General features: G+C 64.9%; 23 protein-coding genes. 11 read left to right on the top strand and 12 right to left on the bottom strand.

What is annotated here, in order from left to right:
• Positions 1-31: 31 nt before the first annotated feature.
• The gene (gene lpdA / locus A2J02_RS06400; protein WP_037186801.1) at positions 32-1,447 is read right to left on the bottom strand and encodes a dihydrolipoyl dehydrogenase; all 1,416 of its coding nucleotides are present in this window, start codon (positions 1,445-1,447) and stop codon (positions 32-34) included.
• Positions 1,448-1,562: 115 nt separating this feature from the next.
• Between lpdA and A2J02_RS06395 the strand changes: the two genes are divergently transcribed.
• Positions 1,563-3,596, top strand: a complete 2,034-nt coding sequence (locus tag A2J02_RS06395; RefSeq protein ID WP_068048223.1) for a prolyl oligopeptidase family serine peptidase — start codon at positions 1,563-1,565, stop codon at positions 3,594-3,596.
• 3 nt (positions 3,597-3,599) lie between these two features.
• Here A2J02_RS06395 and A2J02_RS06390 read toward each other — a convergent pair whose 3' ends face one another.
• The 3 genes from A2J02_RS06390 to ppk2 all read right to left on the bottom strand — a co-directional run bounded on the left by A2J02_RS06390 (position 3,600) and on the right by ppk2 (position 7,529).
• Positions 3,600-4,670: an alpha/beta hydrolase gene (locus A2J02_RS06390; protein ID WP_082899484.1), complete on the bottom strand. Its 1,071-nt coding sequence runs from the start codon at positions 4,668-4,670 to the stop codon at positions 3,600-3,602.
• Positions 4,671-4,792: 122 nt separating this feature from the next.
• Positions 4,793-5,626 (bottom strand): alpha/beta hydrolase family protein, encoded by an 834-nt coding sequence (locus tag A2J02_RS06385; protein WP_068048221.1) that lies wholly within the window; start codon positions 5,624-5,626, stop codon positions 4,793-4,795.
• A 958-nt stretch (positions 5,627-6,584) separates the two neighbouring features.
• Positions 6,585-7,529: a polyphosphate kinase 2 gene (gene ppk2 / locus A2J02_RS06380; protein ID WP_068048218.1), complete on the bottom strand. Its 945-nt coding sequence runs from the start codon at positions 7,527-7,529 to the stop codon at positions 6,585-6,587.
• A 296-nt stretch (positions 7,530-7,825) separates the two neighbouring features.
• Here ppk2 and A2J02_RS06375 point away from each other — a divergent pair, with 296 nt between their 5' ends.
• Entirely contained in the window at positions 7,826-8,032 is a 207-nt protein-coding gene (locus A2J02_RS06375) for a PspC domain-containing protein (protein WP_068048215.1), read from the top strand.
• A 69-nt stretch (positions 8,033-8,101) separates the two neighbouring features.
• On the opposite strand, the gene A2J02_RS27615 is transcribed toward A2J02_RS06375, so the two are convergent.
• Both A2J02_RS27615 and A2J02_RS06370 read right to left on the bottom strand, forming a co-directional pair.
• Complete coding sequence (locus tag A2J02_RS27615; RefSeq protein ID WP_156516122.1) at positions 8,102-8,248, bottom strand: hypothetical protein; 147 nt, start codon at positions 8,246-8,248, stop codon at positions 8,102-8,104.
• A 147-nt stretch (positions 8,249-8,395) separates the two neighbouring features.
• Positions 8,396-9,808 carry a glucose-6-phosphate dehydrogenase gene (locus A2J02_RS06370; RefSeq protein ID WP_068048233.1) on the bottom strand — a complete coding sequence of 471 codons (1,413 nt, stop codon included), beginning with the start codon at positions 9,806-9,808 and terminating at the stop codon, positions 8,396-8,398.
• Between the two features lie 49 nt (positions 9,809-9,857).
• On the opposite strand from A2J02_RS06370, the gene A2J02_RS06365 reads away from it, so the two are divergent.
• The 3 genes from A2J02_RS06365 (at position 9,858) to A2J02_RS06355 (ending at position 12,117) form a co-directional block, all read left to right on the top strand.
• A complete protein-coding gene (locus A2J02_RS06365; protein WP_068048212.1) occupies positions 9,858-10,460 on the top strand; it encodes a hypothetical protein in 603 nt (200 codons plus the stop codon).
• A gap of 83 nt (positions 10,461-10,543) precedes the next feature.
• Positions 10,544-11,785, top strand: a complete 1,242-nt coding sequence (locus tag A2J02_RS06360; protein WP_231911417.1) for a globin domain-containing protein — start codon at positions 10,544-10,546, stop codon at positions 11,783-11,785.
• Positions 11,782-12,117 carry a cupin domain-containing protein gene (locus tag A2J02_RS06355; protein ID WP_068048209.1) on the top strand — a complete coding sequence of 112 codons (336 nt, stop codon included), beginning with the start codon at positions 11,782-11,784 and terminating at the stop codon, positions 12,115-12,117. The genes A2J02_RS06360 and A2J02_RS06355 overlap by 4 nt, the downstream gene beginning before the upstream one ends.
• Here the strand turns inward: A2J02_RS06355 and A2J02_RS06350 are convergent.
• Positions 12,114-12,686: an isochorismatase family protein gene (locus A2J02_RS06350; protein WP_068048205.1), complete on the bottom strand. Its 573-nt coding sequence runs from the start codon at positions 12,684-12,686 to the stop codon at positions 12,114-12,116. The genes A2J02_RS06355 and A2J02_RS06350 overlap by 4 nt on opposite strands.
• A gap of 21 nt (positions 12,687-12,707) precedes the next feature.
• Between A2J02_RS06350 and A2J02_RS06345 the strand changes: the two genes are divergently transcribed.
• A complete protein-coding gene (locus A2J02_RS06345; protein ID WP_068048202.1) occupies positions 12,708-13,514 on the top strand; it encodes an MOSC domain-containing protein in 807 nt (268 codons plus the stop codon).
• A gap of 55 nt (positions 13,515-13,569) precedes the next feature.
• Here A2J02_RS06345 and A2J02_RS06340 read toward each other — a convergent pair whose 3' ends face one another.
• Genes A2J02_RS06340 through aspA form a run of 3 tightly spaced genes read right to left on the bottom strand, consistent with a single transcriptional unit; the run spans position 13,570 to position 17,330 of the window.
• Positions 13,570-14,454 carry an asparaginase gene (locus A2J02_RS06340; protein ID WP_068048201.1) on the bottom strand — a complete coding sequence of 295 codons (885 nt, stop codon included), beginning with the start codon at positions 14,452-14,454 and terminating at the stop codon, positions 13,570-13,572.
• Positions 14,447-15,886, bottom strand: a complete 1,440-nt coding sequence (locus tag A2J02_RS06335) for an amino acid permease (protein WP_068048198.1) — start codon at positions 15,884-15,886, stop codon at positions 14,447-14,449. Before A2J02_RS06335 ends, A2J02_RS06340 begins: the two co-directional genes overlap by 8 nt.
• Positions 15,887-15,890: 4 nt before the next feature.
• Positions 15,891-17,330 (bottom strand): aspartate ammonia-lyase, encoded by a 1,440-nt coding sequence (aspA, locus tag A2J02_RS06330; protein WP_068048195.1) that lies wholly within the window; start codon positions 17,328-17,330, stop codon positions 15,891-15,893.
• Positions 17,331-17,429: 99 nt separating this feature from the next.
• Between aspA and A2J02_RS06325 the strand changes: the two genes are divergently transcribed.
• Both A2J02_RS06325 and argG read left to right on the top strand, forming a co-directional pair.
• Positions 17,430-18,137, top strand: a complete 708-nt coding sequence (locus tag A2J02_RS06325) for a FadR/GntR family transcriptional regulator (protein WP_068048192.1) — start codon at positions 17,430-17,432, stop codon at positions 18,135-18,137.
• A gap of 88 nt (positions 18,138-18,225) precedes the next feature.
• Positions 18,226-19,641, top strand: a complete 1,416-nt coding sequence (gene argG / locus A2J02_RS06320; protein WP_068048189.1) for an argininosuccinate synthase — start codon at positions 18,226-18,228, stop codon at positions 19,639-19,641.
• A 72-nt stretch (positions 19,642-19,713) separates the two neighbouring features.
• Here argG and ligD read toward each other — a convergent pair whose 3' ends face one another.
• Both ligD and A2J02_RS06310 read right to left on the bottom strand, forming a co-directional pair.
• Positions 19,714-20,670 carry a non-homologous end-joining DNA ligase gene (gene ligD / locus A2J02_RS06315; RefSeq protein WP_068048186.1) on the bottom strand — a complete coding sequence of 319 codons (957 nt, stop codon included), beginning with the start codon at positions 20,668-20,670 and terminating at the stop codon, positions 19,714-19,716.
• 18 nt (positions 20,671-20,688) lie between these two features.
• Entirely contained in the window at positions 20,689-22,149 is a 1,461-nt protein-coding gene (locus A2J02_RS06310; protein WP_068048227.1) for a helix-turn-helix domain-containing protein, read from the bottom strand.
• 153 nt (positions 22,150-22,302) lie between these two features.
• On the opposite strand from A2J02_RS06310, the gene A2J02_RS06305 reads away from it, so the two are divergent.
• From A2J02_RS06305 to A2J02_RS06295, 3 genes are all read left to right on the top strand, one after another.
• Entirely contained in the window at positions 22,303-23,346 is a 1,044-nt protein-coding gene (locus A2J02_RS06305) for an amidohydrolase family protein (RefSeq protein ID WP_068048183.1), read from the top strand.
• A gap of 1 nt (position 23,347) precedes the next feature.
• A complete protein-coding gene (locus tag A2J02_RS06300) occupies positions 23,348-24,130 on the top strand; it encodes an iron-sulfur cluster assembly protein (protein WP_231893721.1) in 783 nt (260 codons plus the stop codon).
• A gap of 5 nt (positions 24,131-24,135) precedes the next feature.
• A partial coding sequence (locus A2J02_RS06295; RefSeq protein ID WP_156516123.1) for an alcohol dehydrogenase catalytic domain-containing protein occupies positions 24,136-24,699 on the top strand: 564 nt, incomplete at its 3' end.

Genomic DNA, 24,699 nt, shown 5'->3' with positions numbered 1-24,699 from the left:
GGTCGCCGCCGTTGTCGTCGTAGGGCAGGGATCAGAAGTTGATCATGTGGCCCGCGAGGCCGTGGATCGCTTCCTGCAGTGCCTCCGACAGCGTCGGGTGCGTGTGGACGTTGCGGGCGAGCTCGTTGACCGTGAGGTCCCACTTCTGGGCCAGGGTCAGCTCGGGAAGCAGCTCGGACACATCAGGTCCGATGAGGTGTCCGCCGAGCAGTTCGCCGTGCTCGGTGTCGGCGATGAGCTTGACGAAGCCGGTGGCGTCGCCCAGTCCGTGTGCCTTGCCGTTGGCGGCGAACGGGAAGTTCGCGACCTTGATGTCGGAACCGCGGGCCTGAGCCTCTTCGCGGGCCTGGTCCTCGGTGAGGCCGAAGCTCGCGACCTGCGGCTGACAGAACGTCGCACGCGGCATCATGCGGTAGTCGTCGATCGGCAATGTCTCTGCGCCGCCGATGGTTTCGGCAGCAACGACAGCCTGGGCCTCGGCCACGTGGGCCAGCTGGAGCTTGGCGGTGACGTCGCCGATGGCGTAGATGTGCGGCACGTTGGTCTGCATCGTGTTGGTGATGCCGATGGCACCGCGATCGGTGAGCTCCACGCCGGTCTTCTCGAGGCCGAATCCTTCGACGCGGGGCGCGAATCCGACGGACTGCATCACCTTGTCGACGGTGAAGGTCTCGCTCTCACCGGACTTGTTGTGCTTGATCGCGACGGTGACCTTGGAGCCGTCGTCGTCGATGCTCTGCACGCCCGCGCCGGTGATGACCTTGACGCCGAGCTTCTTGTACTGCTTCTCGATTTCCTTCGAGACGTCCTTGTCCTCGTTGGGCAGCGCACGATCGAGGAACTCGACGATGGTGACGTCGACGCCGTAGTTCTTGAGCACGTACCCGAACTCCATGCCGATCGCACCGGCACCGACGATGAGGATCGAACCCGGCAGATCCTTGGTCATGATCTGCTCTTCGTACGTGACGACGTTCTTGCTCAGCTCGGTTCCCGGGAGCAGCTTGGTGGTGCTGCCGGTCGCGATGATCGCGTTGTCGAACGTGATCGTCTCGGTGCCACCCTTGGTCAGCTCGACCTCGATGGTGTTGGCATCGGTGAACGTGCCCTTGCCGTCGTACTCGGGGATCTTGTTCTTCTTCATCAGGAAGTGAATGCCCTTGACGCGGCCGTCGGCGACCTTGCGGCTGCGATCGAACGCTGCGCCGAAGTCGAAGGACGCTTCACCCGAAATACCGAACAGCTTCGCCTCTTTGGTGAAGAGGTGCGCCAGCTCGGCGTTACGGAGAAGTGCCTTCGAGGGGATGCAGCCCACGTTCAGGCACACACCGCCCCAGTACTTCTTCTCGATGATGGCAGTGCTGAGTCCGAGTTGTGCCGCGCGGATAGCAGCGACGTACCCACCGGGACCGGCTCCGAGGACAACGACGTCATAGTGTGAGGTCACGAGTCCCCAGCGTAGTCGTGACCTCCGACGCTGTCTCGACCTGGTCTTCGTTACCAGCCGGTAGCCATGCGAGCGCCGACCGACCCGACGGCGCATCTGCTGCTAGAACTGTGGAATGGCAATCTCGGACGACCCGTATCTCTGGCTCGAAGACGTCACCGGCGAGGAGGCCCTCGATTGGGTTCGCACCCGCAACGGGGTGACCGTCGAGGAACTGGCCGGAGACGAGTTCGATGCCACCGAGTCCCGCATCCGCGAGGTACTCGACACCGACGCCCGCATTCCGTACGCCCGTCGTCGTGGGCAGTACCTGTACAACTTCTGGCGCGACGCCGAACACGTCCGCGGCCTGTGGCGTCGAACGACGATGGACGAGTACCGAACCGAGAATCCGGTGTGGGACGTGCTGCTCGATCTCGATGCGCTGGCCGGCAGCGAGGACGAGAACTGGGTGTGGGGTGGCGCGCAGGTGCTGCGTCCCGATCAACGACTGGCACTGGTGACGCTCTCCCGCGGCGGGGCCGACGCGACGGTGGTCCGTGAGTTCGATCTCGACTCCCGCACCTTTCGCGCCCTGGAGGACGGCGGATTCGCGCTACCGGAGGCCAAGACCGACATCGGTTGGATCGACGCCGACACCGTCTTCGTAGGAACGGATTTCGGGCCCGGTTCGCTGACCGAATCGGGCTATCCGCGTATCACCAAGCGGTGGCATCGCGGCACCCCACTCGTCGACGCCGAGACCGTGTACGAGGGTGCAGCACAGGACATCTCGATCTCCGCCTGGCACGACCGGACCCCCGGCTTCGAGCGCGACTTCGTCCAGCGTGCCACCGACTTCTACAACTCCGAGACCTACGTGTTGGACGGTTCTGCCCTGACCCGGATCGCGACGCCGACGGACGCGTCGACCTCGGTGCACGAGAACTGGTTGCTGATCCGCACGATGACGCCGTGGACGGTCGGCGACCGAACCTATCCGGCCGGCGCGCTGCTCGCTGCGGATTTCGACGAGTTCGTCTCCGGCACAATCGCTCTCACGGTCCTCTTCGCCCCGGACGCGCACACGTCACTGCACCAGTACGCGTGGACCGAGAATCACCTGCTGCTGGTGACGCTGCAGGACGTACGGACGAAATTGCACGTGCTGACCCCCGGCGCGAACGAGTGGGACGTCAGCACGATCGACGGGCTGTCGGACCTGACGTCCACCGCGATCGTCGGCACCGACGCCGAGGAGAACGGTGACGAGTACTTCCTCTCGTCGTCCGGCTACCTGACACCGGCGACACTGCTGGTGGGCACGGTGGGCGGCGAGCTCGAAGTCCTCAAACAGGCTCCGGCGTTCTTCGACGCCGACGGCCTGACGGTGGAGCAGTTCTTCGCCCGGTCCGACGACGGTACCGACATCCCGTACTTCGTCGTCCGACGCGCGGATTCCGGACCCGGACCGACGTTGCTCTACGGTTACGGCGGCTTCGAGATCTCGATGACACCCGGCTACAGCGGTGCAACCGGACGCGCGTGGCTCGAACGTGGTGGCACCTACGTCGTCGCCAACATCCGCGGCGGCGGCGAGTACGGGCCGTCGTGGCACACCCAGGTACTGCGTGCCGGACGCCATCTGGTGCACGAGGACTTCGCCGCTGTCGCACGCGACCTCGTCACCCGAGGCATCACCACCACCGAACAGTTGGCCGCTCAGGGCGGCAGCAACGGCGGCCTGCTGATGGGCATCATGGTGACGAAGTACCCGGAACTGTTCGGCGCGTTGGTATGTCAGGTCCCACTGCTGGACATGAAGCGGTACCACCTGCTGCTCGCGGGCGCGTCCTGGGTGGCCGAGTACGGCAACCCCGACGACCCGGACGAGTGGGAGTTCATCTCGCAGTACTCCCCGTACCAGAACGTCGTCGCCGCATCCGAGCGTCGGTATCCGCCGATTCTGATCGCTACGTCCACCCGCGACGATCGCGTCCATCCGGGACACGCACGCAAGATGGCGGCTCGGTTGGCCGAACTCGGTCAGGACGTGAGCTACTACGAGAACATCGAAGGTGGGCACGGCGGGGCGTCGGACAATGCGCAGTTGGCGTTCAAGACGGCGTTGACCTACGAATTTCTGTGGCGGCACCTCGCTCGCAGCTGATTCTCAGCCGGCGAGCGCGTCCTCGAACATCGGCCAGGAATCGTGCAGGTCGTCCTGCCAGTAGCCCCACGAGTGGGTGCCGCGCTCACGCAACTCGAAGTGGGCCGGGATGTCGAGCTGTTCGAGGGCCGTCTTCAGCCTCCGTGTGCAGTCTCCGGTCGCCACCTCGATGGCACCGCCCACGACCATCTGGTTGAGCAACACGAAGCCGGGCCCGTTGGGATTGGTGCCGTCGAGGGTGTCCGATGCCCCGGCCAGTCCGCTACCGTTGGAGATGTACAGCGCTGTGCCACGCAGCTTTTCGGCGTTGACCACCGCATCGTTGCGTACCCAGTCCTGGTGGTCGTCCGGCCCCCACATGTTCGTCACGTTCGCGCCGAGCGCCATGGACACGACGGTCTTGACGTATGCCCGCCCCATCGGATCGGGGGTCGACGCGCATCCGCTGTAGGAACCGACTGCTCGATACAGCCCCTGGTGGTGCGCGGCGAGGTTCAGGACCGAGGTCGCAGCCATCGATATACCCGCAATCGCGTTGCGGCCGTCGGTATCCAACAGATCGTCGACGAGCGGCGGCAGTTCGGCCGTGAGGAACGTTTCCCACTGGTTGCGTCCGAGCCTCGGATCGTCCTGCTGCCAGTCCGTGTAGTAGGAGTAGGCCCCGCCGACGGGAGTCACCACGTTGACGTTCTTGTCGGCGAAGAACGCCACGACGTCGGTCTGGGTGTACCAGTCCATTCCGTCGAGTCCGCCGCCCGCGCCGTTGAGCAGGTACAGAGTGGGGCTCGGAGTCGTCCGATCGGGAGATCGCAGGATCTTGAGTGGGATCGTTCGGTTCATCGCGGCGGAGTGGACGAACGCGGTCATCGCGGTGTCGTCGGCCACCTCGGTGCGCACCACGTACGACTCCGCCGGACCGGCCACCGAGTCGGCCGGGGCCGCGGAGGCGAGTGGGTGCGCTACTGCTGCGACGCATGCCACCACACACAGGACGACGACTCTGCACAGCGCACGCGATCGGCGACACCGCTCCCCACCACCGATTCGACCTACCGAATCCCCCTGGCCGTTCATAGTCGTGCTCACTATCGTCGTCGAACAATTGCTGGTTCAAAAACTTCTTACACCAAAACGAACCGAAAGTAGGTAGAAATGACGAATAGCGTGTGAAACGACCAAAAGTTAGTTCGTGCGAATTACCTGTGCATCCACTCCGCAACGAGGTCGGCGACCGCCGTGGGGTTACGGATCCAACCGTTGTGCCCGAGCGGCTCGTCGACGTGTACCGAGGTGACATCGGCACGGGCGAGCTTGCGTACGAGGTTGTCCATCGAGCCGCGAGGCGCGAGGTCGTCGCCCTCGATGGTCACCGCCAGCACCGGCAGCGTCAGACGGCCCATCCGTTCCTCGTAGTCCATGTCGGCCCCAGCAGGCTCGATCGAGCCACTGCGCGCGAACCGGGACCAATCGTCGATCAGAACCCGCGACTGCCGACCGAATCCGCCGATGCCGATGCGATCCCCCGGCCAGAACCCGGCGATGTTGCTGGTGATCGCCATCGCCGCCGCGCCCACGTACAGCGGTACACCGCGGGTCGTACCGAAACCGCGGTGGTACGGCGAGCCCGACGCCACCAGGATCAATCCGCCGAGCCTGCCCCTGATGCGCGCGGCGTACATCGAGCCGAGCTGCCCACCCATGCTGTGCCCGAGCAAGTACGGCGTCGCCGCCGGGAACTGCTCGCGAACCACCTCGAAGATCGCCGGTAAGTCGACCGACACCAGCTCCTGATACCCGTACCGACTCGCCGAACTCGGCTTGGGCACACTGTCTCCCTGGCCGCGCAGGTCACCGATCGCGGCGTGGAAACCGCGCGCGACGAGCGCCTCGGCGAACAGTCGGTAGTAACCACCGGGAATGCCGAGGCCGGGAAGAACGACGATGACGGGCGCGTCGTCGCGGCCTTCACCGGGGAACAGTGAGACCGGCACCGTCGAACCGTCGGGCATCTGAATCGGAACCGTCTGCATCGGGCAACCCTATGCCGAGCACTCACCGGCCCGCCCCGACGCCCCTGAGGACCGAACCGCTACCGAATCATCGAGGCTCGCAGGACTTCTCGACCGATCGAGCGACTTCGAACCACGAAAGCCGGGCTCGACGTCGCGCCGAGCCCGGCTCATGGTCGTGGGTCAGATGGACGGACCGGGGATCTCGATGGTGCCCGAGCCGCTACCTTCCGAGCTACCCAGCGCGAGCAGCTGAAGCAAGATCGCGAGCAATTCCATGAATTCTCCTTGAAGAGAGTGGGATTCGATGCCGAACCGGCATCACGAACACCGCGCCGATGTCGCGGGTGGACCTTGCTGGAGGCTCCGACCGGGTGCTCACGAATCCGAGGCCGACGGTACGGAACCGAGGTACGTCAGTCCGAAGAGGAACTGATACCGGAGAACAGCTGGAGGAGGATCGCGAAAAGGTCACCGAGCTCAGCGGACATGGAACTACTCCTTCATCGAGGGGGGTATGCAGATTTGCAGTGACTTGTGTCACGCGATGATCTCTGCAAGAAGATTTCTACCTCAGAAGGTCACGCTCTGTACACGGAAATGACAGTAAAAGTCGAAAATCTTGGTGCGATATCACAAAACGGTGACGGTGCCGAGACGTCGCGGCCGCCCCCGACTGCGACCGCGACGCGCTACGGACGATTAAGCGGCGCTACCCGACGTCAGCACGCCGACGATCTGATCGACGATCGCGTCGACGATGCCGTCGTAGACGCCCGAAGCGATGTCGGAAATGAACTGTGCTGCTGAACCCATGAGAACTCCTGATGCTCGCGTGTACGTACAGCCGTAGGTGATACGACCTCCCTCGTTCTTACCGCACGCTAAGGTTTGGCGCAGCACCCGGTATCAACTCGAGACCCCGGAAAGATGGTGCCGCAACGGTTCACCGGAAATCTCACCGGTTATGCAGTGAAAACTATTCGCCGATCACTTCTTTCGCGCGGCCCACAAGCAACGGGTCTGTTTCCCCGACTATCTCGGGATCCTTGTTGGCATAGTCGAACTTGTTGAGCACGAAACGCATCGCGTTGATGCGAGCCCGCTTCTTGTCGTTGCTCTTGACGACCGTCCACGGTGCGACATCGGTGTCGGTGGCGCGAAAATTCTCTTCCTTCGCCGCGGTGTACGCATCCCACTTGTCCAGCGAGGCGAGGTCCATGGGCGAGAGCTTCCACTGCCGCACCGGGTCGACCTGCCGAATGGCGAAGCGGGTGCGCTGCTCGTGCTGCGACACCGAGAACCAGAACTTGGTCAGACTGATGCCGTCGTCCACGAGCATCTGCTCGAACAGCGGTGCCTGGCGAACGAAGTGGGCGTGCTGCTCGTCGGTGCAGAAACCCATGACCCGCTCGACGCCCGCACGGTTGTACCAGGACCTGTCGAACAGGACGATCTCCCCGGCCGCGGGCAGGTGTGCGATGTAACGCTGGAAGTACCACTCGGTCGACTCGCGCGCCGACGGCTTCTCCAGCGCAACCACACGCGCACCGCGCGGGTTGAGGTGTTCCATGAATCGCTTGATCGTGCCGCCCTTACCGGCGGCGTCTCGGCCCTCGAAGACGATGACGTGCCGTCGACCGGTCTCCTTGGTCCACATCTGCAGCTTCAGGAGTTCGATCTGCAGCAGACGCTTCTCGAGCTCGTACTCGGCGCGCGTCATGCGCTCGTCGTACGGGTAGTTCTCGCGCCAGGTGTCGACGACGTGGCCGTCGGGGACGGTCAGCAGTATCGGATCGTCGTCATCGGAGTCGTCGACGGCGAAGCCCGAGGTGTCGGCAAGATCTACCGCCTTGGTGATGTCGAGCAAGTCGCTCAGGTTCGTGCGTGGAGCCTCACCGTTGCGCAGATCATTGTCGGTCATGTGCCGAAAGTTAGTGCTCATCGGTGACCATTCCATGGCGGTTCGGTGAACACCACACGCCTGCGGCAGCGTTGCGCGTACCCGGCCCGCAAGGGGGACGAGCCGGGTACGCGCGATACGCCTTACGACCGATCGGGTGCGACCGTAACCCTCACCGAAGCGTCCGGTCCAGGTCTCGGCGCGTAAAAGTCGGAGATCCTGTTCGAGCACCGTTTGCCGGACCGTCCGTTTATCGGGGTCGAGATGGGTGAAACCCCCGATGTGCCGAAAGCCGTTGATGACGCAGACTTTTCACCATGACATTCGAGAGCGGTTCCCCCAGAGAATTCACCCGGTCCAGTTCGCAGAAGATGATCGGAGGCGTCTGCGGCGGCGTTGCCGAATATTTCGGCTGGGACGTCAACATCGTCCGCCTCGCCACCGTTGCCGGCACGGTCCTGACCGGCGGCACCGTCGTGCTGATCTACCTCGCGGGGTTGATGTTGATGCCGCTCCGGCCGTGACGGCCCACCTGCACGACAGAAGGCCCCGCTCCTCGACGGACGAGGAGCAGGGCCTTCTGCGATGTGGGACTAGCTGGAGCCGAAGCTACCGGTGCTGTCTCCGAGGAGTCCCTCGAGCAAGCCGTCGAGCAGTCCGCCGGTGATGAGGTCGCCGAGGCCGCCTTCCTCGCCGCCACCGAGGATGGGCAGGAGATCGGTGATGAGGTCCAAGAACATGGGTGAAGGCCTTTCGAGAAACGTCGAGGGGGGTCTGACGGGTGATGTAAGAGCGTCAGAAACATATCGTCGGCAACTCGGTACAGTCCATCGTTTCGGACAAAAAGGACCCACCGACTGTTTCGGACCCCGAAACGCGACGCAGACTCAGCCCTCGGTATTCCCGGTGATCAACCAGCCACAGGGTGCGGCGAGCGCGTCCGCCTCGGCGGGTCCCATCGAACCGGGCTCGTAACTCTTCACCTCGGGCGGGTTGCTCAGCAAGGGAGCCGCGACATCCCACACGTGCGCCAGACCGTCCGGCCTGGTGAACAACGATCTGTCTCCGCTGAGCACATCGAGGATCAGGCGCGCGTATGGGCTGAGCGGCTCTGCGTCGGGCACCGACTTCAGCGGTAACGCCAGATGTCCCACCGACAGATCGAAATCCGGGCCCGGTTCCTTGACCGTCATGGCGATGTCGATGCTGCCGTCTCCGGACAGATCGAAGGACAGCACCGCCCCGTCCTCGGGCAGCTCGGTGAGCGGACTGTCGGCGGGCTTGCGGAACACCAACGACACCCGCTGCGCTCCGACACCCAGCATCTTTCCGGTGCGCAGCAGGAACGGCACTCCACGCCAGCGGTCGGTGTCGACCCACAGCTTGGCCGCCACGAACGTGTCGACCTCGGAGTTGTCGTCGACTCCCTCAACGTCGCGGTAACCGTCGTACTGACCGAGTACCACCTCGTCGGTGTCCAACGCCCGGAACTTCCCGATCACCGTCTCCCGAGCCGATTGCAGATCCTCGGCCTTCAGTGACGCCGGCGGTTCCATCGCCACCTCGGCCGCGACCTGGAACAGGTGCGTGACGAGCATGTCCAGCACGGCACCGGTCTCGTCGTAGAACTCGGCGCGGTCGTCGATGTCGAGGGTCTCGGGGACGTCGATCTGCACCTGCGCAACGTGCTCGGAGTTCCAGATGCCGCTGATCATGCCGTTCGCGAACCGCAGCACGTGCAGATTCTGGGTCGCTTCCTTGCCCAGGAAGTGGTCGATTCGGTAGACCTGCTCTTCCTCGACGACCTCGTGGACGGCTTTGTCGAGTTCCTCGAAATTGCTCTGAGAAGTGCCGAAGGGCTTCTCGTAGACCACCCTGGAACCCTCGGCGAGATCGTGTGCACCCAGGGCCTTCGTGTAATCGACGAAGGTGCTCGGAGGCAGAGCGATGTAGTGCACCAGCTGGGCGTCGTCGCCGATGTCCTTCTTCACCTCGGCGACGATCTCGGGCAACGTACCGGGATCGTCGACGGTGAAGCCGTTGCCCGCGAAGCGGATTCGCTCGGAGAATTCGGACCAATCGCCGTCGTCCACGTTCTCGGCGAACTCGTCGAGGACGCTGCGGACGTGATCGCGGAACTCGTCGTCGGAGGTGTCCTTGCGGCCGTTGCCGATCAGGACCCATTTCTCGGGCAGCAGGCCCTCGATATGGAGTTGGTAGAACGACGGCAGGACCATTCGCTTCGCGAGGTCTCCGGTCGCGCCGAACAGGACGAATACAGTGGGTTGCGAGGACGCCATGACCTCCACTATGCACCGACCCGGGCCGAGCATGGCTACAGTCGGTGTGATGACCAGATCACGGTTTCACGGTGAGATCTACGGGGTAGGTACGACGTCCGGCGTGCGGATCGTCGTCGGGCATTGGACGCGGTCGCCGCTCGGGGAATTCACCGACGTCATGGTCCAGTTCGCGGACGGACAGCGTCTGCTGATCGCCCCCAACGAGGACGTACGCGAATTCGTCACCGCCACATACATATTCGACTCCACCGAGCTGGTCCCGGTGACCTTCGTAGCGGAGCCGAATGGATGGCGATCGGTACAGGCCGGTGACCTGTCGATCAGGATCCGCGTCGCCGGGCCGACCGTGCTCGGTCGCGCATTGAGCATCGTGCCCGACGCGGTGTCGACGGCACCGTGGTTCTGCGCGATCAGCGACCCCATCGCCCGAGTCGTACTGCGCGGAGTGCGCACCCGCGGCAGCGCAGGCGGGGGCCGACGCGAGTACTACGGTGCCAGGCACCAACATCGCGTCACCGACGTCTCCGCATCGTGGCAGGGCGAGGACCTCGGATCGCTCACCCCCGTCACACCCCCGGTGACATTCGGATTCGGCAGCACCCCGGCGGCACCGTCGGTCACCTCCATCACCACGACGATCGACAGTTAGAAAGCCACCCGAGGGACGAAGGTCCCTCGACGTCGGGACGTAAAGGGCTGCTGCGACAGCAGCGCAGCGGCCAGGGTGGTGACGTGACCCTCACTGCACCACCCCGCCCCTCGTCCGACACCCACCCCGCTCTGTCTCCCGCTGCCGAGGCCGTCGTCCGAGTCACTGCCGGTGTGGTCGCGGAACACTCCGAAACGATCAGCGCCCGCTTCTACGAGTCGATGCTCGGCGAACGCCCCGAGCTGTGGCGGCTGTTCAACCGCGCGAATCAGGAATCCGGAGAGCAGAGTCGGGCACTGGCCGCGTCGGTGTTCGGCTACGCCGTGCAACTGATCGACCCGGACGCACCGTCGTTCGAGCCGGTGTTGCGCCGCATCGCCGGCAAGCACATCACCCTCGGCATCACCCCGGAGCAGTACACCCTCGTCGGCCGTCACCTGCTCGGTGCCGTAGCCGACATCCTCGGCGCCGCCGTCACTCCCGCCGTCGCTGCCGCGTGGGACGAGGTCTACTGGTTGTTCGCCACTCAGCTCGTCGCCACCGAAGCGCGCCTCTACGCAGCGGCAGACATCGACCCCCACAATCCGCTGCGCCCGTATCGCGTGATGCGGCGCACGCAGGAAAGCCCCGGCACGGTCTCGCTCGTCCTCGAACCCGCGGACGGCGCTCCCCTTCCCGCACTCGCGGCCGGCCAGTACGTCACGGTGTTCGTCGACCTCGCCGACGGCACCCGGCAGCCGCGTCAGTACAGCGTCTCGTCCATCGCCTCCGACACCCGCCTGCAGATCACGGTGGCACAGGTACGGAACGGTCCGCCCGGGCAGGTCTCGACCCACCTCCAAGAGGCCGTCGACGTCGGCGACATTCTCGAAGTGAGCAGTCCTGCAGGCGATTTTGGAGTCCCATCGGGCGACGGACCGCTGTTGATCGCCACGGCCGGTGCCGGAATCACCACGGTGCTGCCGCTCGTCGAGCATCTCGCTCGAACTCAGCCCGGCCGACCACTGATACTGGCCCACGCCGACCGCAGCCGCGTCGACCATGCATTGCGCGAGGCGATCGCCACCGCGGCCGAAGCACTCGACGACGTCGTCGATCACGCCTGGTACGAGACCGTCGACGCGGACGATTCGACGTCGTTCACCGGATTGATGGATTTCGACCGGATCGCCTTCACCGCGGACACCCACGTGCTCAGCTGCGGACCGTTGCCGTTCCTGCGCGCCGTCCGGCTCGCGGCCCTTCAGCGCGGCGTACCGCCGGACCGCATCTCCTACGAGGTGTTCGGGCCGGACCTGTGGTCTCCCGTCACCGTGACCGAATGAAGAAGGTTTCGCTCGACGCACTCGTCGGCACGCAGATCGCGACGGCCACCGCCGCCTCGTCGCGTCGGGCGGCGGTGGCGGTGTACGGGGGCCACGACCACGCTCTCCGACAAACACTGATCGCGCTCGCTGCCGGTGCCGAACTGTCCGAGCACAGCAACCCAGGAGAGGCCACCGTGCATGTCCTGTCCGGTCGGGTCGAATTGGTCAGCGGCAGCAATGTGTGGTGCGGAATGTCCGGAGATTTCTTGATCGTCCCCGAAGCACCGCACTCCTTGCGAGCCATGACAGACGCGGCCGTGCTGCTGACGACGGGGGTCGCGTCGGCCTAGACCACCGAAGCGCCGGATGCTCTCAGCTCGTCGAGGGCCGCCGCGGAGGTCTCGGGAGCAACCCCGGCGACGAGGTCGGTGAGGACGCGGACGTCGAATTTCTCGGCGACGGCATCCTTGGCCGAGGCCAGCACACAGTAGTCGGTCGCAAGCCCGACGACGTCGATGTCGGTGACCTCGTTGGCAGCGAGTATCTCGGCCAGGGGTGTCCCGTCCTCGGTGACGCCCTCGAACGCCGAGTACGACGGCTTGCCCTGCCCCTTGTAGACGTGCACGTCCACCGAACCGGTCGCGTAATCGGGGTGGTACTCGGCACCGACCGTGCCTGCCACGCAATGCACCGGCCACGTGGTGACGAAATCCGGTGCGGCATCGGTGGCGAAATGCCCGCCGTTGTCGCCCTCTGCGTCGTGCCAATCCCGCGAGGACACCACGAGGTCGTAGTCGTCGCCCTGGCGCGCCAGGTACGCGCTGATCCTGCGCGCGACCTCCGCCCCGCCGGCCACCGCCAGCGCGCCACCCTCGGTGAAATCGTTCTGCACATCCACAACCAACAGCGCACGAGTCATGGATCCCAGTATCCTCGACGAGTGCGCGTGTCGTCTCTGCTGACCTACCCAGTCAAGGGATGCGCAGGTGCATTGTTGGATTCTGCCCACGTGAGCGCTACCGGCCTCGAGCACGATCGCGCATTCATGATCGTCGATGCCGACGGCGCATTTCGCAGTCAACGGAGCGATCCCGGCCTCGCGGTCGTTCGATGCTCGGTGACGGACGGGTCGCTGATGCTCGACCACGCATCGATGGGTTCGGTGACCGTGGCGATCGACCGCGATTCCGAGTCGCGTGACATCACCATGTTCCGCACGCCGATGCGGGGCATCGATCAGGGCGACGAGGTCGCGGGCTGGCTGACCGAAGTGATCGGAGAACCGTCGAGGCTCGTCGCCGCGCCGCGCGACCTCGGCCGGATCACCGACCGAATATCGCCCGGCTCAGCACAGTTCGCCGACAGTGCGGCAGTCCACATTCTCTCGACCGCCACTCTCGCCGGGCTCAATTCCCGACTCGACGCCGCATTGCCGATGAATCGATTTCGTCCCAATATCGTCGTCGACGGCTGGGACGAACCGCATCGGGAAGACGAGGTGCGGGAAGTGACCATCGGATCCACGCGTCTCGCGTACACCAAGCTGGCGATCCGGTGCGCCGTCACCACTGTCGAGCAGACAACCGGTGAGCGCACCGGGCCCGAGCCGCTGCGCACCCTGGGTGACTACCGCCGCGGCCGACAGAAGGGTGTCGCTTTCGGGTCGAAATTCTCCGTGCTGCAGAACGGCACGGTGACCGTCGGCGACGAACTACACGTCGAGAGTTGGGGCGAGTCGGAGCTGTAGCTCGAACGGCACTGCCGCCGTTGTCCACTGTTCGCCTCCGCACACGGTTTCCCGCCTACGAGAAGGAATTGTGGACAGCCACGTCACTCGCTCCGGTGGCAACGAGCGCCGCCAACTGAATCCGTGCCTGCCCCGCCCGCAGTTCCCGGGAGAACACCGCACCCGCATCGACCAGATCGTGTCCACCCCCGCCGCCGCCGTACGTCGGCGAGGTCTCACCGAACGGCACCCGCGTCGTGACGACCACGTGCACCCCAGCCGTCACTGCTTCTTTCACCGCATGCACCACGGCGGCGTTGGTGTTGCCCGAGCCGAGAGCCTGGAGCACGATGCCCGACGCCCCCGCCTGGCGGCACGCATCGATCTGCAGGCCGTCGGCACCGGGATACAGCGCGACGATGTCCACGCGGACCCCGGCAATGGGCTTCCACGGCAACGGTTTCGGTCGCGGCAATGCGGCTGAGCGGAACGCGTCGAGCTCGGTGGTGTGTTTCTTGACCGCACCCCGTGCGGGCAGCAAGCGCCCACCGAAGGCGATCAATACACCCCGCTCGGACTGCGCTGCTGCCACTGCCGCGGCAATGTTGCCGGGGCCGTCCGGATCGGCATGATCGGCAGTGCGCTGCGCGCCGGTGAACACCACCGGACGCTCGTCGTCGTGGAACAGATCGACGTACAACGCCGACTCCTCCATGGTGTCCGTCCCGTGCAGCACCACCACTCCGACGCATCCGTCCTCGGCGAGCGCGTCCGCCACCGCCGTACGAATGGTGTCGAGATCCGCGAAGTCCAAGGCCGAGCTGTCCTTCGACATCACCTCGCGCACCGCGACGCCGTCGACATCCACCCCGACACCGGCGACCGGACGAGAAACCCCGTGCTCGTCGCGACTACTGGCGATGGTGCCGCCGGTGGTCAACAACGCGACATGGTCACTCATCGGCGGCCGCCACCTCTCGAATTCGTTTGCGGCACAGGTACCAACCACCGACGAGCATCGGCGCGATGAGCAGGATCGACGCCACCGTCCAGGTACCGACCGGTTTGTCGAAGGCCATCAGCACGAGTACACACGCCAAGAAGCCTAGCGTTGCGTATCCGGTGTACGGGGCACCGAACAATCGGAACGCAGGTCGAGTGACCGCACCGGTCTTGGACAGCGACCAGAACTTCAGCTGACACGCCACGATGACGGCCCAGGCGCTGATGATGCCGAGAGCGGCGAGGTTGAGCACGATCTCGAATGCCTGCGCCGGGACCACTGCATTGAGCACGACGCCGAGCAGCGTCACCACCGACGTCAGGGCGATTCCGCCGTACGGCACCCCCGATTTGTTCATCCGCGCAGCGAATGCGGGAGCCGAACCGGCGATCGCCATCGAATGCAGGATGCGTCCGGTGGAGTAGAGGCCGGCGTTGAGCGAGGACAGTGCCGCAGTGAGGACCACGAGGTTCATGATCGCGTCGGCACCCTCGACGTCGATGGCTCCGAAGAACGTCACGAACGGACTCTCACCGGCCTGATAACTGGTGTACGGCAACAACAACGAGAGCAGCAACACCGAGCCGACGTAGAACACGACGATACGGATGATGACGGTGTTGATCGCCTTGGGAATGACCTTCTCGGGGTTCTGCGTCTCGCCGGCAGCGGTACCGACCAGCTCGATCGAGGCGTACGCGAACACCACGCCCTGGATCACCACGATCGCAGGCAGCAGCCCGTTGGGGATCAGTCCGCCGTTGTCGGTCAGCACACTCAACCCCGGCTCCTGCCCGTCGATGGGCGTTCCGAAGATGACGAAGTAGGTACCGATCAACAGGAACGTCACCAGTGCAACGACTTTGATGAGCGCGAACCAGAACTCGAGCTCACCGAACACCTTCACCGACACCAGGTTCAGCCCGAGAACGAGCAGCAGGCCCCCGAGTGCGAACACCCACTGGTCGATGTCGCCGAGCGGGGCCCAGTACTTCTTGAAGAAGTTCATGTACAACGCCACGGCCGTCACGTCGACGACCGCCGTCATCGCCCAGTTCATCCAGTACAGCCAGCCGGCCGCGAAAGCGACCTTCTCGCCGAAGAATTCGCGCGAGTACGAGACGAACGAGCCCGAGGTCGGCCGGTGCATCACCAGTTCGCCCAGAGCGCGCAGGATCAGGAAGGCGAAGAATCCGCACAGCGCATACACCAGCACCAGCGCCGGACCTGCGTCGCGGAGGCGGCCACCGGCTCCCATGAACAGCCCGGTCCCGATGGCACCGCCGATGGCGATCATCTGAATCTGACGTGGTGCCAGCTCTTTTCGATAACCGGGGTCTTCCTCGGTGAAGGCCTTGCGGGTATCGACACTCCGATTCTCGGTGCTCATCGCGTCACCTCGTCGACGTCTCGGGAGCATCTGCATGCTCGACCGGCGCCACTCGAAGGTTGGCGAGGTGCTCGGGACTCAGGAGCCGATCGAGCTCGTCCCGGGCCAGCAGCCCCTTCTCGAGTACGAGGTCGACCACATTGCGCCCGCTGACCAACGCTTCCTGGGCAATCGCAGTCGATTCCACGTATCCGAGATACGGGCTCAGCGCGGTGATCAGGCCGATGGAGTTCTCGACGCGCTCACGCAGCAGATCGACGTTGGCGGTGATGCCGTCGACACAGCGATGCGCGACGGTGCGGCACGCGGCACTCAGATGCGCCATACCGTCGGACAGGGACTTGACGATGATCGGCTCGAATGCGTTGAGCTGCAACTGCCCTGCCTCGGCCGCCATCGTGATCGTGACGTCGTGGCCGATCACCTCGTAGGCAACCTGATTGAGCACCTCGGGGATGACAGGGTTGACCTTGCCGGGCATGATCGACGAACCCGCCTGCATCGGAGGCAGATTGATCTCGTTGAAGCCCGCCCGCGGACCGGAGGACAGCAGCCGCAGATCGTTGCAGATCTTCGACAGCTTCACCGCGACGCGCTTGAGCACACCGGACAGGTGCACGAACTGACCGACGTCCTGCGTTGCCTCGATCAGGTCCGTCGCAGTCACCAGCGGCAGACCGGTGATGGTCCGCAGATGTGCGACAGCCGATTCGGTGTAGCCGGCGGGAGCGTTGAGACCGGTGCCGATGGCGGTGGCACCGAGATTGATCTCGTGCACCAGCAGTGCTGCTTCTTCGAGCCGCGAGCAATCCTCGTCGATCATGATCGCGTAGGTGCCGAACTCCTGACCGAGAGTCATCGGCACCGCGTCCTGCAGCTGGGTGCGGCCCATCTTGACGACGGTGGCGAATTCGCTTGCTTTGCGGGAGAACGAGTCTCGCAGCACCTTCATCGAGGCGATGAGCTCGTGGACCGCGAAGATGGTCGCGATGTTCACCGACGTCGGGTACACGTCGTTGGTGGACTGCGACGCGTTCACATGCTCGTTGGGGTGCAGCATGCTGTAGTCGCCGTGGGCGTGCCCGAGGATCTCCAGTGCACGGTTGGCGATGACCTCGTTGGCGTTCATGTTGGTCGAGGTGCCCGCACCACCCTGGATGACGTCGACGACGAACTCTTCGTGCCACTGGCCGTCGAGGATTTCCTGGCACGCCGTGCGGATCGCTTCCCCGCGGGTGGCGTCGAGAATTCCGAGATCCTGGTTGGCCGACGCAGCCGCCCACTTCACCGCTGCGAGTCCGCGAACGAGATGCGCGTTGGTGGAGATCGGACGCCCAGTGATGGGGAAGTTCTCGAGAGCGCGCAGGGTGTGGATCCCCCAGTACGCAGTCGTCGGGATGTCGCGTTCGCCGAGAAGATCCTTCTCGATGCGGGTATCGGCCACGGTTGCGCTCCTTGATGGGGTGTCCAGCTGTCCGGCTGTCTGACAGGTAGAGTGTGGCGCAGAACACCTCATCGGTCAACCCCAGGCTAGGATTGCGTCATGAACCTGTCGGACAGCTGGGCAGTCAGTGCGCCCACGAATGCCCGAATGAGCGCAGCCGAGGCGGTGTTCGCCGACCTCCGCTCGGCGATCGCGTCGGGTGATCTACCCGTAGGGCAGAAGTTGCCTTCCGAGGCCGCGCTCGCCACCCGGCACAGCGTCAGCCGCTCGGTCATCCGTGAGGCGCTGCGTTCCTGCCATGCCCTCGGCCTGACCGAAACCAAAACGGGCCTGGGCACTTTCGTCGTTCGTGACCGCGTCGGAAACGACCTCGACATCGGCAACTACGCGGCCCGCGAGCTCATGGAGGCCCGCCCTCACGTGGAGATTCCCGCTGCCGGCTGGGCCGCGGAGCGTCGTACCGACGAGGAGTTGACGGTGCTCGCCGGTCTGGCCGACGAGATGCGCTCCGAGGACGACCACGAGGCCTGGGTACTGCTGGACGCGCAGTTCCACACTGCGATCGCGCGAGCGAGCAAGAACCGCGTATTCGAGGCGATCATCGTCGATATTCGGGATGCGTTGACCCGGCAGTCCGAGACCCTCAACCTCGTCGCACATCGGCAGCAGCAGTCCAACGTCGAACACGACGCGATCGTCGACGGCATCAGATCCGGCGAATACGACGCGGCAGCCCGCGCCATGACCGTGCATCTCGATGCGGTCCGGGGTGCAGTGGAGTCGCTCGCCGATCGGCCGGATCAGTAGTACGACTAGGCCGGGAGTGGAGCCTGCGGAACTACCCCTACTAGGCCGGGAGTGGAGCCTGCGGAACGACCCCTACTAGGCTGCTGCCGTGACGAAGGTATTGAACTCTCTCCCGGTCGGTGAACGAATCGGCATTGCATTCTCCGGCGGTCTCGACACCTCGGTGGCCGTGGCATGGATGCGCGAGCACGGCGCAGTGCCGTACGCCTACACCGCCGACATCGGTCAGTACGACGAACCGGATCTGTCCGATGTGCCCGAGCGCGGCCTGGCCTACGGGGCCGAGCAAGCGCGGCTCATCGACTGCCGCGAGCCTCTCGTCGAGGAGGGCCTGGCTGCACTGACCTGCGGGGCATTCCATATCCGCTCGTCGCTGCAGACGTACTTCAACACCACCCCGCTCGGCCGCGCGGTCACCGGCACGATGCTGGTCCGCGCCATGCAGGAAGACGGCGTCTCGATCTGGGGCGACGGATCGACGTACAAGGGCAACGACATCGAGCGGTTCTACCGCTACGGCCTGCTCGCCAATCCGCAGCTGCGTATCTACAAGCCCTGGCTCGACGAGGCATTCGTCGCCGAGCTCGGCGGCCGGCACGAGATGTCGCAGTGGCTCAGCCAGCGCACGCTCCCCTACCGCGACTCCGCCGAGAAGGCGTACTCCACCGACGCCAACATCTGGGGTGCCACCCACGAGGCCAAGAGTCTCGAATACCTCGACACCTCGCTCGAGATCGTCAACCCCATCATGGGCGTTAAGTTCTGGGACCCCGAGGTGGAGATCGCCGCCGAAGAGGTCACCGTCGAGTTCGAGCGCGGCCGCCCGGTCCGCATCAACGGCAAGACCTTCGACAGCGCTGTCGACCTCGTCATGGAGGCCAACTCCATCGGCGGTCGCCATGGTCTCGGCATGAGCGACCAGATCGAGAACCGCATCATCGAAGCCAAGAGTCGCGGCATCTACGAGGCCCCCGGCATGGCGCTGCTGCACATCACCTACGAACGCCTCGTCAACGCCGTCCACAACGAGGACACCGTCGCCTCGTACCACAACGAGGGCCGTCGACTCGGACGCCTGCTGTACGAGGGACGCTGGTTCGATCCGCAGGCGCTGATGCTCCGTGAGGGCCTGCAGCGGTGGGTCGGCAACGTCGTCAGCGGCAGCGTGACACTGCGACTGCGCCGCGGCCAGGACTTCACCATCGTCGACACCCAGGGCAGCAACTTCAGCTACCACCCCGAGAAGCTGTCGATGGAACGCAGCCAGGGCCAGGCCTTCTTCCCCGGCGACCGCATCGGCCAGCTCACCATGCGCAACCTCGACATCGCCGATTCACGCAGCAAACTCGAGCAATACGCCGCGCAGAATCAACTCACCGCCTGGGGCGACCTGATCGGCGAACTGCCCGCAGGCGGAGCCGACGCCATCGCAGCAAGCGGCCCCGACAGCTCCGTCGACTCCTCGGCACTCGACCACGCCGCCATCGAGTCCGGCACCGACTAGAACTGCTTGCCGAACTCGCAGTTATGCACGGATTTCCGCCGATTTCCGTACATAACTGCGAGTTCGGCGGGGTCAGTCTTCTGCAGGCTCGACCAAGCCCTGATGCTCGTCCCGCTCCGCCCATTCGAGTAACTCGTCGATGGCGAACACTGCGTCGTCGATGCCCGCGTGCAGGTCACCCAACTCGGCGAATCTGGCCGGCACCGTGAACATCGTGAACTCGCGCGGATCCACGCTCGCGACCTCGTCCCAGGAGATCGGCGTCGACACCGTCGCCTGCTGATTCCCCCGCACCGAATACGCGCTGGCGATGGTGTGATCGCGGGCGTTCTGGTTGTAGTCGACGAACAATTTCGACGGGTCGCGATCCTTGCGCCACCACGTCGTGGTCACGTCATCCGGGGCGCGACGCTCGACCTCACGCGCGAATGCCAGTGCTGCCCTTCGTAGATCCTTGAATCCGTAGGCCGGGTCGATGCGCACGTAGATGTGCAGCCCGTGCCCGCCGGAGGTCTTGGGCCAGCCGACGGCACCGAGGTCTTCCAACACCTCCTGAACGACCCCGGCGACGCGTCGCACTCGGTCGAAGGGGCAGTCGGGCATCGGGTCGAGGTCGATGCGCCACTCGTCGGGCATCTCGACATCGGCGCGGCGGCTGTTCCACGGATGAAATTCGACGGTGGACATCTGCACTGCCCAGGCCACGTGAGCCAGTTCGGTCACGCACAGCTCGTCGGCAGTGCGGTTGTAGCGGGGAAACGTCACCTGCACCGTCTCCAGCCACGGCGGCGCTCCGTTGGGCACACGCTTCTGGTGCACCTTGTCTCCGGCGAGACCCTTGGGGAAGCGGTGCATCATGCAGGGCCGCTCCCTCAGTGCCCGCACGATGCCGTCGCCGACGCTCAGGTAGTAGTTCACCAAATCCAGCTTGGTGGCACCGCTCTCGGGGAAGTACACCCGATCGGGGTTGGAGATTCGTACGATGCGGTCGCCGACCGGCAACTCGATCGACGGTGAGCTACTGGCCATGAGATCGAGCGTAGGCGATCACGAACGCAGCGTGATGCCGTATCGGTCTCGCTTGCGGTAGATGGTCGCTCGGCTCATGCCGAGTTCCTCGGCCGCGTCGTTCATCGTGATGCCGGGTTGCGACAGCACGCGAATCATCTCGTCCCGCTCGAATGTCTCGATGCGGGTGAGTCGATGGGTGGTGTGCGACAGCACCTCCGGCGGCAGGTGTTCGATGCCGATGACGTCTGCGCGGATCGCGGCCCGATGCATGACCGTCGCCAGTTCCGCGACGTTTCCCGGCCAGGCGTACTCCCGCAGCGCCCGCTCGGCGGCGGTGGTCAGCGTGACGGCCCGGCCGCGTACCCGGCCCGCGAGGTGCAGGGCGAGCGGCGCGATGTCGTCGGGCCGATGTCGCAGGGAAGGCAATTCGACGACTGTGCGCAGCAATCCGGCGAGTGCATGCGGAACGTCGTCGTAGTTCGATGCCGTGACAGTCACCGGCACACCTGCCCCTGCACGACGAAGCAGTTCCGCCAACGTGTCCGCCGCACGGGCGGGCAGCCTGTCGACGTCGCGGATGACCACGGCGGTATCGGGTTTCGGCAATTCGGGGGTCCACAGGTCGAGCCAGGCCTCGACGTCACGGGCAGCGGGCGCACCGGCGCTGAGGATGCGGCCGCGGGGCCGAGATGTCCGCAGCGCTCGGGCCAGGACGGTAGCTCGTCCAGATCCCGCCTCGCCGACCATCAGCACCGAACCGTGATCGGCCAGCGCCGATGTCGCCGAGCCCAGTGCACTGCGCCAGGCCGGCGAGAGGTCGTCGACGATGCCGGATCCTGCTCCGCTGTGCGCGGTCTCGACTCGGAAGACCTCACCGCGTGGTGCGGGCCTGGGCTGCTGGCCCTGCGACCGTGCGAGCATCATCGCCGAGGTGTTTCCGGCCGCCGATTGAGCAAGGGCCAGAAGCAGATCCGACGACGACTGCGACCACGTCGTGAGATTCACACACCCCTCCACCCGGCCGGTCAGTGGATCGAGAACGGGAGCGGCCGCACACGTGTACCCGGCCAACGAGAGCGAGTAGTGTTCGTCCGCCTTCACCACCGCAGGTACCCGATCCGCCAGCGCGAGTGCGAGTCCGTTGGTGCCGGTCTGATCCTCGGCGTAGGAGAACCCGGGTGCCAGGTGCACGCGATCGAGCGCGGCCAGCAACTCGCGGTCCGCGCTGACGCGATCCAGTACGAGACCGTCGGCGTCGGTCAGCATCATCGATACCGGCTCGTTCGCCAGCGTGTCGCGCAGACCGTCGAGCACCTCCCGGCCGCAGCGATAGAACAGGGATTCGCCGTCGTACGTTCCGGAGAAGACGGGAGCAACCTCGTCGAGCGAGACCCCGTACCGCTGGCTGCGATGCCACGACGCCAGAAGGCGGTGGGAGACGGCAGCGAGGGGCTCGGAGTGGAGTCGGGCTCGCACGAGACCCTCCGGTTCAGCCATGTGACCCACGTTACATTCGCATGTCGCAATCTCACCCCGCCGATCGTCTCGAATTGAGACGTCGCGGGGCCCTCGAGGCGGCCCCACAGCCCTACCGTCGTGCACAGATCAACGTGACCCACGTCACGCACTGCAATTCGGGAGGCCCACCGCATGTACACGAAAAACGGCGAGAACTACTTCATCGTCGACGCCCACATCGCCCTGTGGGATGCGCGGGAGCAGAACCAGCGCAACATCCACGGCAAGCAGTTCATCGACTGCTTCTACGACTACCACCGCAATCTTTCGCCCGAGAGCGAGCTATGGACGTACGACGAGTACCTCTACCAGGGCGGCGAGCGGCTGATGCACGACCTGTTCGAGATCGGATACGTCGATCACGCCATCTTCCAGCCCGCTCACCTCGGGGAGTTCTACAAGACCGGCTTCGGCCAGACCGAGGAGGCCTCTGCACTCGCGGCAGCTCACCCGGACAAGCTGACCTACAACCACCACTTCGACCCGCGTAACGGCGAGCGTGGCCTCGACCAACTGCGGGCCGACGCAGAACGCTTCGGGCTGAAAGGCGTCAAGCTCTACACCGCCGAATGGCACGGCGACTCCCGCGGCTACAAGCTCGACGACGACTGGACGCGGCGTTACCTCGAGGTGTGCCGCGAGGTCGGCATCAAGAACATTCACGTGCACAAGGGGCCGACCATTCGTCCGCTCGACCGCGACGCGTTCGACGTCGCGGACGTCGACCACGTGGCCACCGATTTCACGGACCTGAACTTCGTCGTCGAGCACTGCGGACTGCCGCGCCTCGAAGACTTCTGCTGGATCGCCACCCAGGAACCGAACGTGTATGCCGGACTTGCCGTGGCCATTCCGTTCATGCACACGCGTCCGAAGTACTTCGGGCAGATCATGGGCGAGCTGCTGTACTGGCTGGGCGAGGACCGCATCTTCTTCTCCTCCGACTACGCGCTGTGGACGCCCAAGTGGTTGGTCGAAGGATTCGTCGACTTCCAGATCCACGAGTCCCTCGACGAATACGCGCCCATCACCATCGAGCAGAAGAAAAAGGTGCTCGGGCTCAACGCCGCCAAGCTCTACGACATCCCGGTCCCGGCAGAACTGCAGTTGCCCGACGCCGACGAGACCGAGACCGGACCGCGTCAACCCGAACGCGCCGACCTCGCGGGGGTGTGACGTGTCGGTAGTTGCAACCCTGTCGAGGCACGACGAGGCGTTCGCCGCACTCGGACTCGTCCTCGATCCCGAATTGGACGAGCCCATCACCGATCTCGGATTCGTCCGATCCCTCGAGGTCGACGACGGCGTCGTGCATGTTCATCTCCGGCTGCCGACGTCGTTCTGTTCGCCGAACTTCGCGTATCTGATGGCGGGAGACTCCAAGGACGTGCTGACGGCATTGCCGTGGACCGAGCGAGTGCTGGTCGAACTCGACGATCACCACGACTCGGACAAGATCAACACCGGCCTTGCCGCCGACGCCGGCTACCGCGGTACTTTCGGACACGAAGCCGAGGAGAACCTCGACGAGCTACGAGCGACGTTCCGCCGCAAAGCGTACGTAGCTGCGATGGAACGCTCGCTCAAAGCATGGTTGCGGGCGAATCCCGATGCGACCGAGAACGATCTGTCGACGGTCGTGCTCGGGGATCTTGCGGACGACCGAACGTCGAACGCATTGCTCCGCCGCCGTGAGGCACTCGGACTTCGCACGGATCCGGCCGCCTCGGCTCTGGTCGATCACGCCGGTCGCCCGCACACCGGGGACCTGACGATGGTGATGCGGCGAGCCCGCGCCACCCGCGTGTCGATCGACGGCAACGCGCACTTCTGCCGCGGACTGCTGCAGACCCGATACCCCGGCGCCGAGGAACAGCAAGTCCCACGCGCAGAGGGCGCATTCATTCCCCTGACCACTGTCGCTGTCCCACAACGCACTACACAGGAGCATTCACGATGAGCACGATGCGCGCCGTCCAGGTTGTCGGCTACCACCGGAAGCTGGAGATGACCGAGGTCCCGATTCCCGAAGTGCAAGGCCCCCTCGACGTGATCGTGAAGATCGGCGGAGCAGGCGTGTGCCGCACCGATCTGCACATTCTCGAAGGCCAGTGGGCCGAAAAGTCCGGTGTCACATTGCCGTACACGATCGGCCACGAGAACGCTGGCTGGGTGCATGCGGTGGGATCGGCCGTCACCAACGTCACCGAGGGCGACAAGGTGATTCTGCATCCGCTGGTCACGTGTGGACTGTGCCGCGCCTGCCGATCCGGCGACGACGTTCACTGCGAGACAAGCGATTTCCCGGGAATCGACACCAACGGTGGGTACGCGGATTACCTGCGGACCAATGCCAGGACAGTGGTGAAGATCGACGACTCGCTCAAGCCGTCCGCGGTGGCCGCACTCGCCGACGCCGGCCTGACCGCCTATCACGCGGCGGCGAAAGCGGCCCGACGGCTCACACCCCGCGACAAGTGTGTCGTCATCGGCGCGGGCGGTCTGGGCCACATCGGCATTCAGGTTCTC

This window comes from Rhodococcus sp. EPR-147 (genome assembly GCF_001647185.1).
GTDB lineage: Bacteria > Actinomycetota > Actinomycetes > Mycobacteriales > Mycobacteriaceae > Rhodococcoides.
Note: the sequence above shows the minus strand (reverse complement) of the source record. Positions and strands in the feature narration are given on the sequence as shown.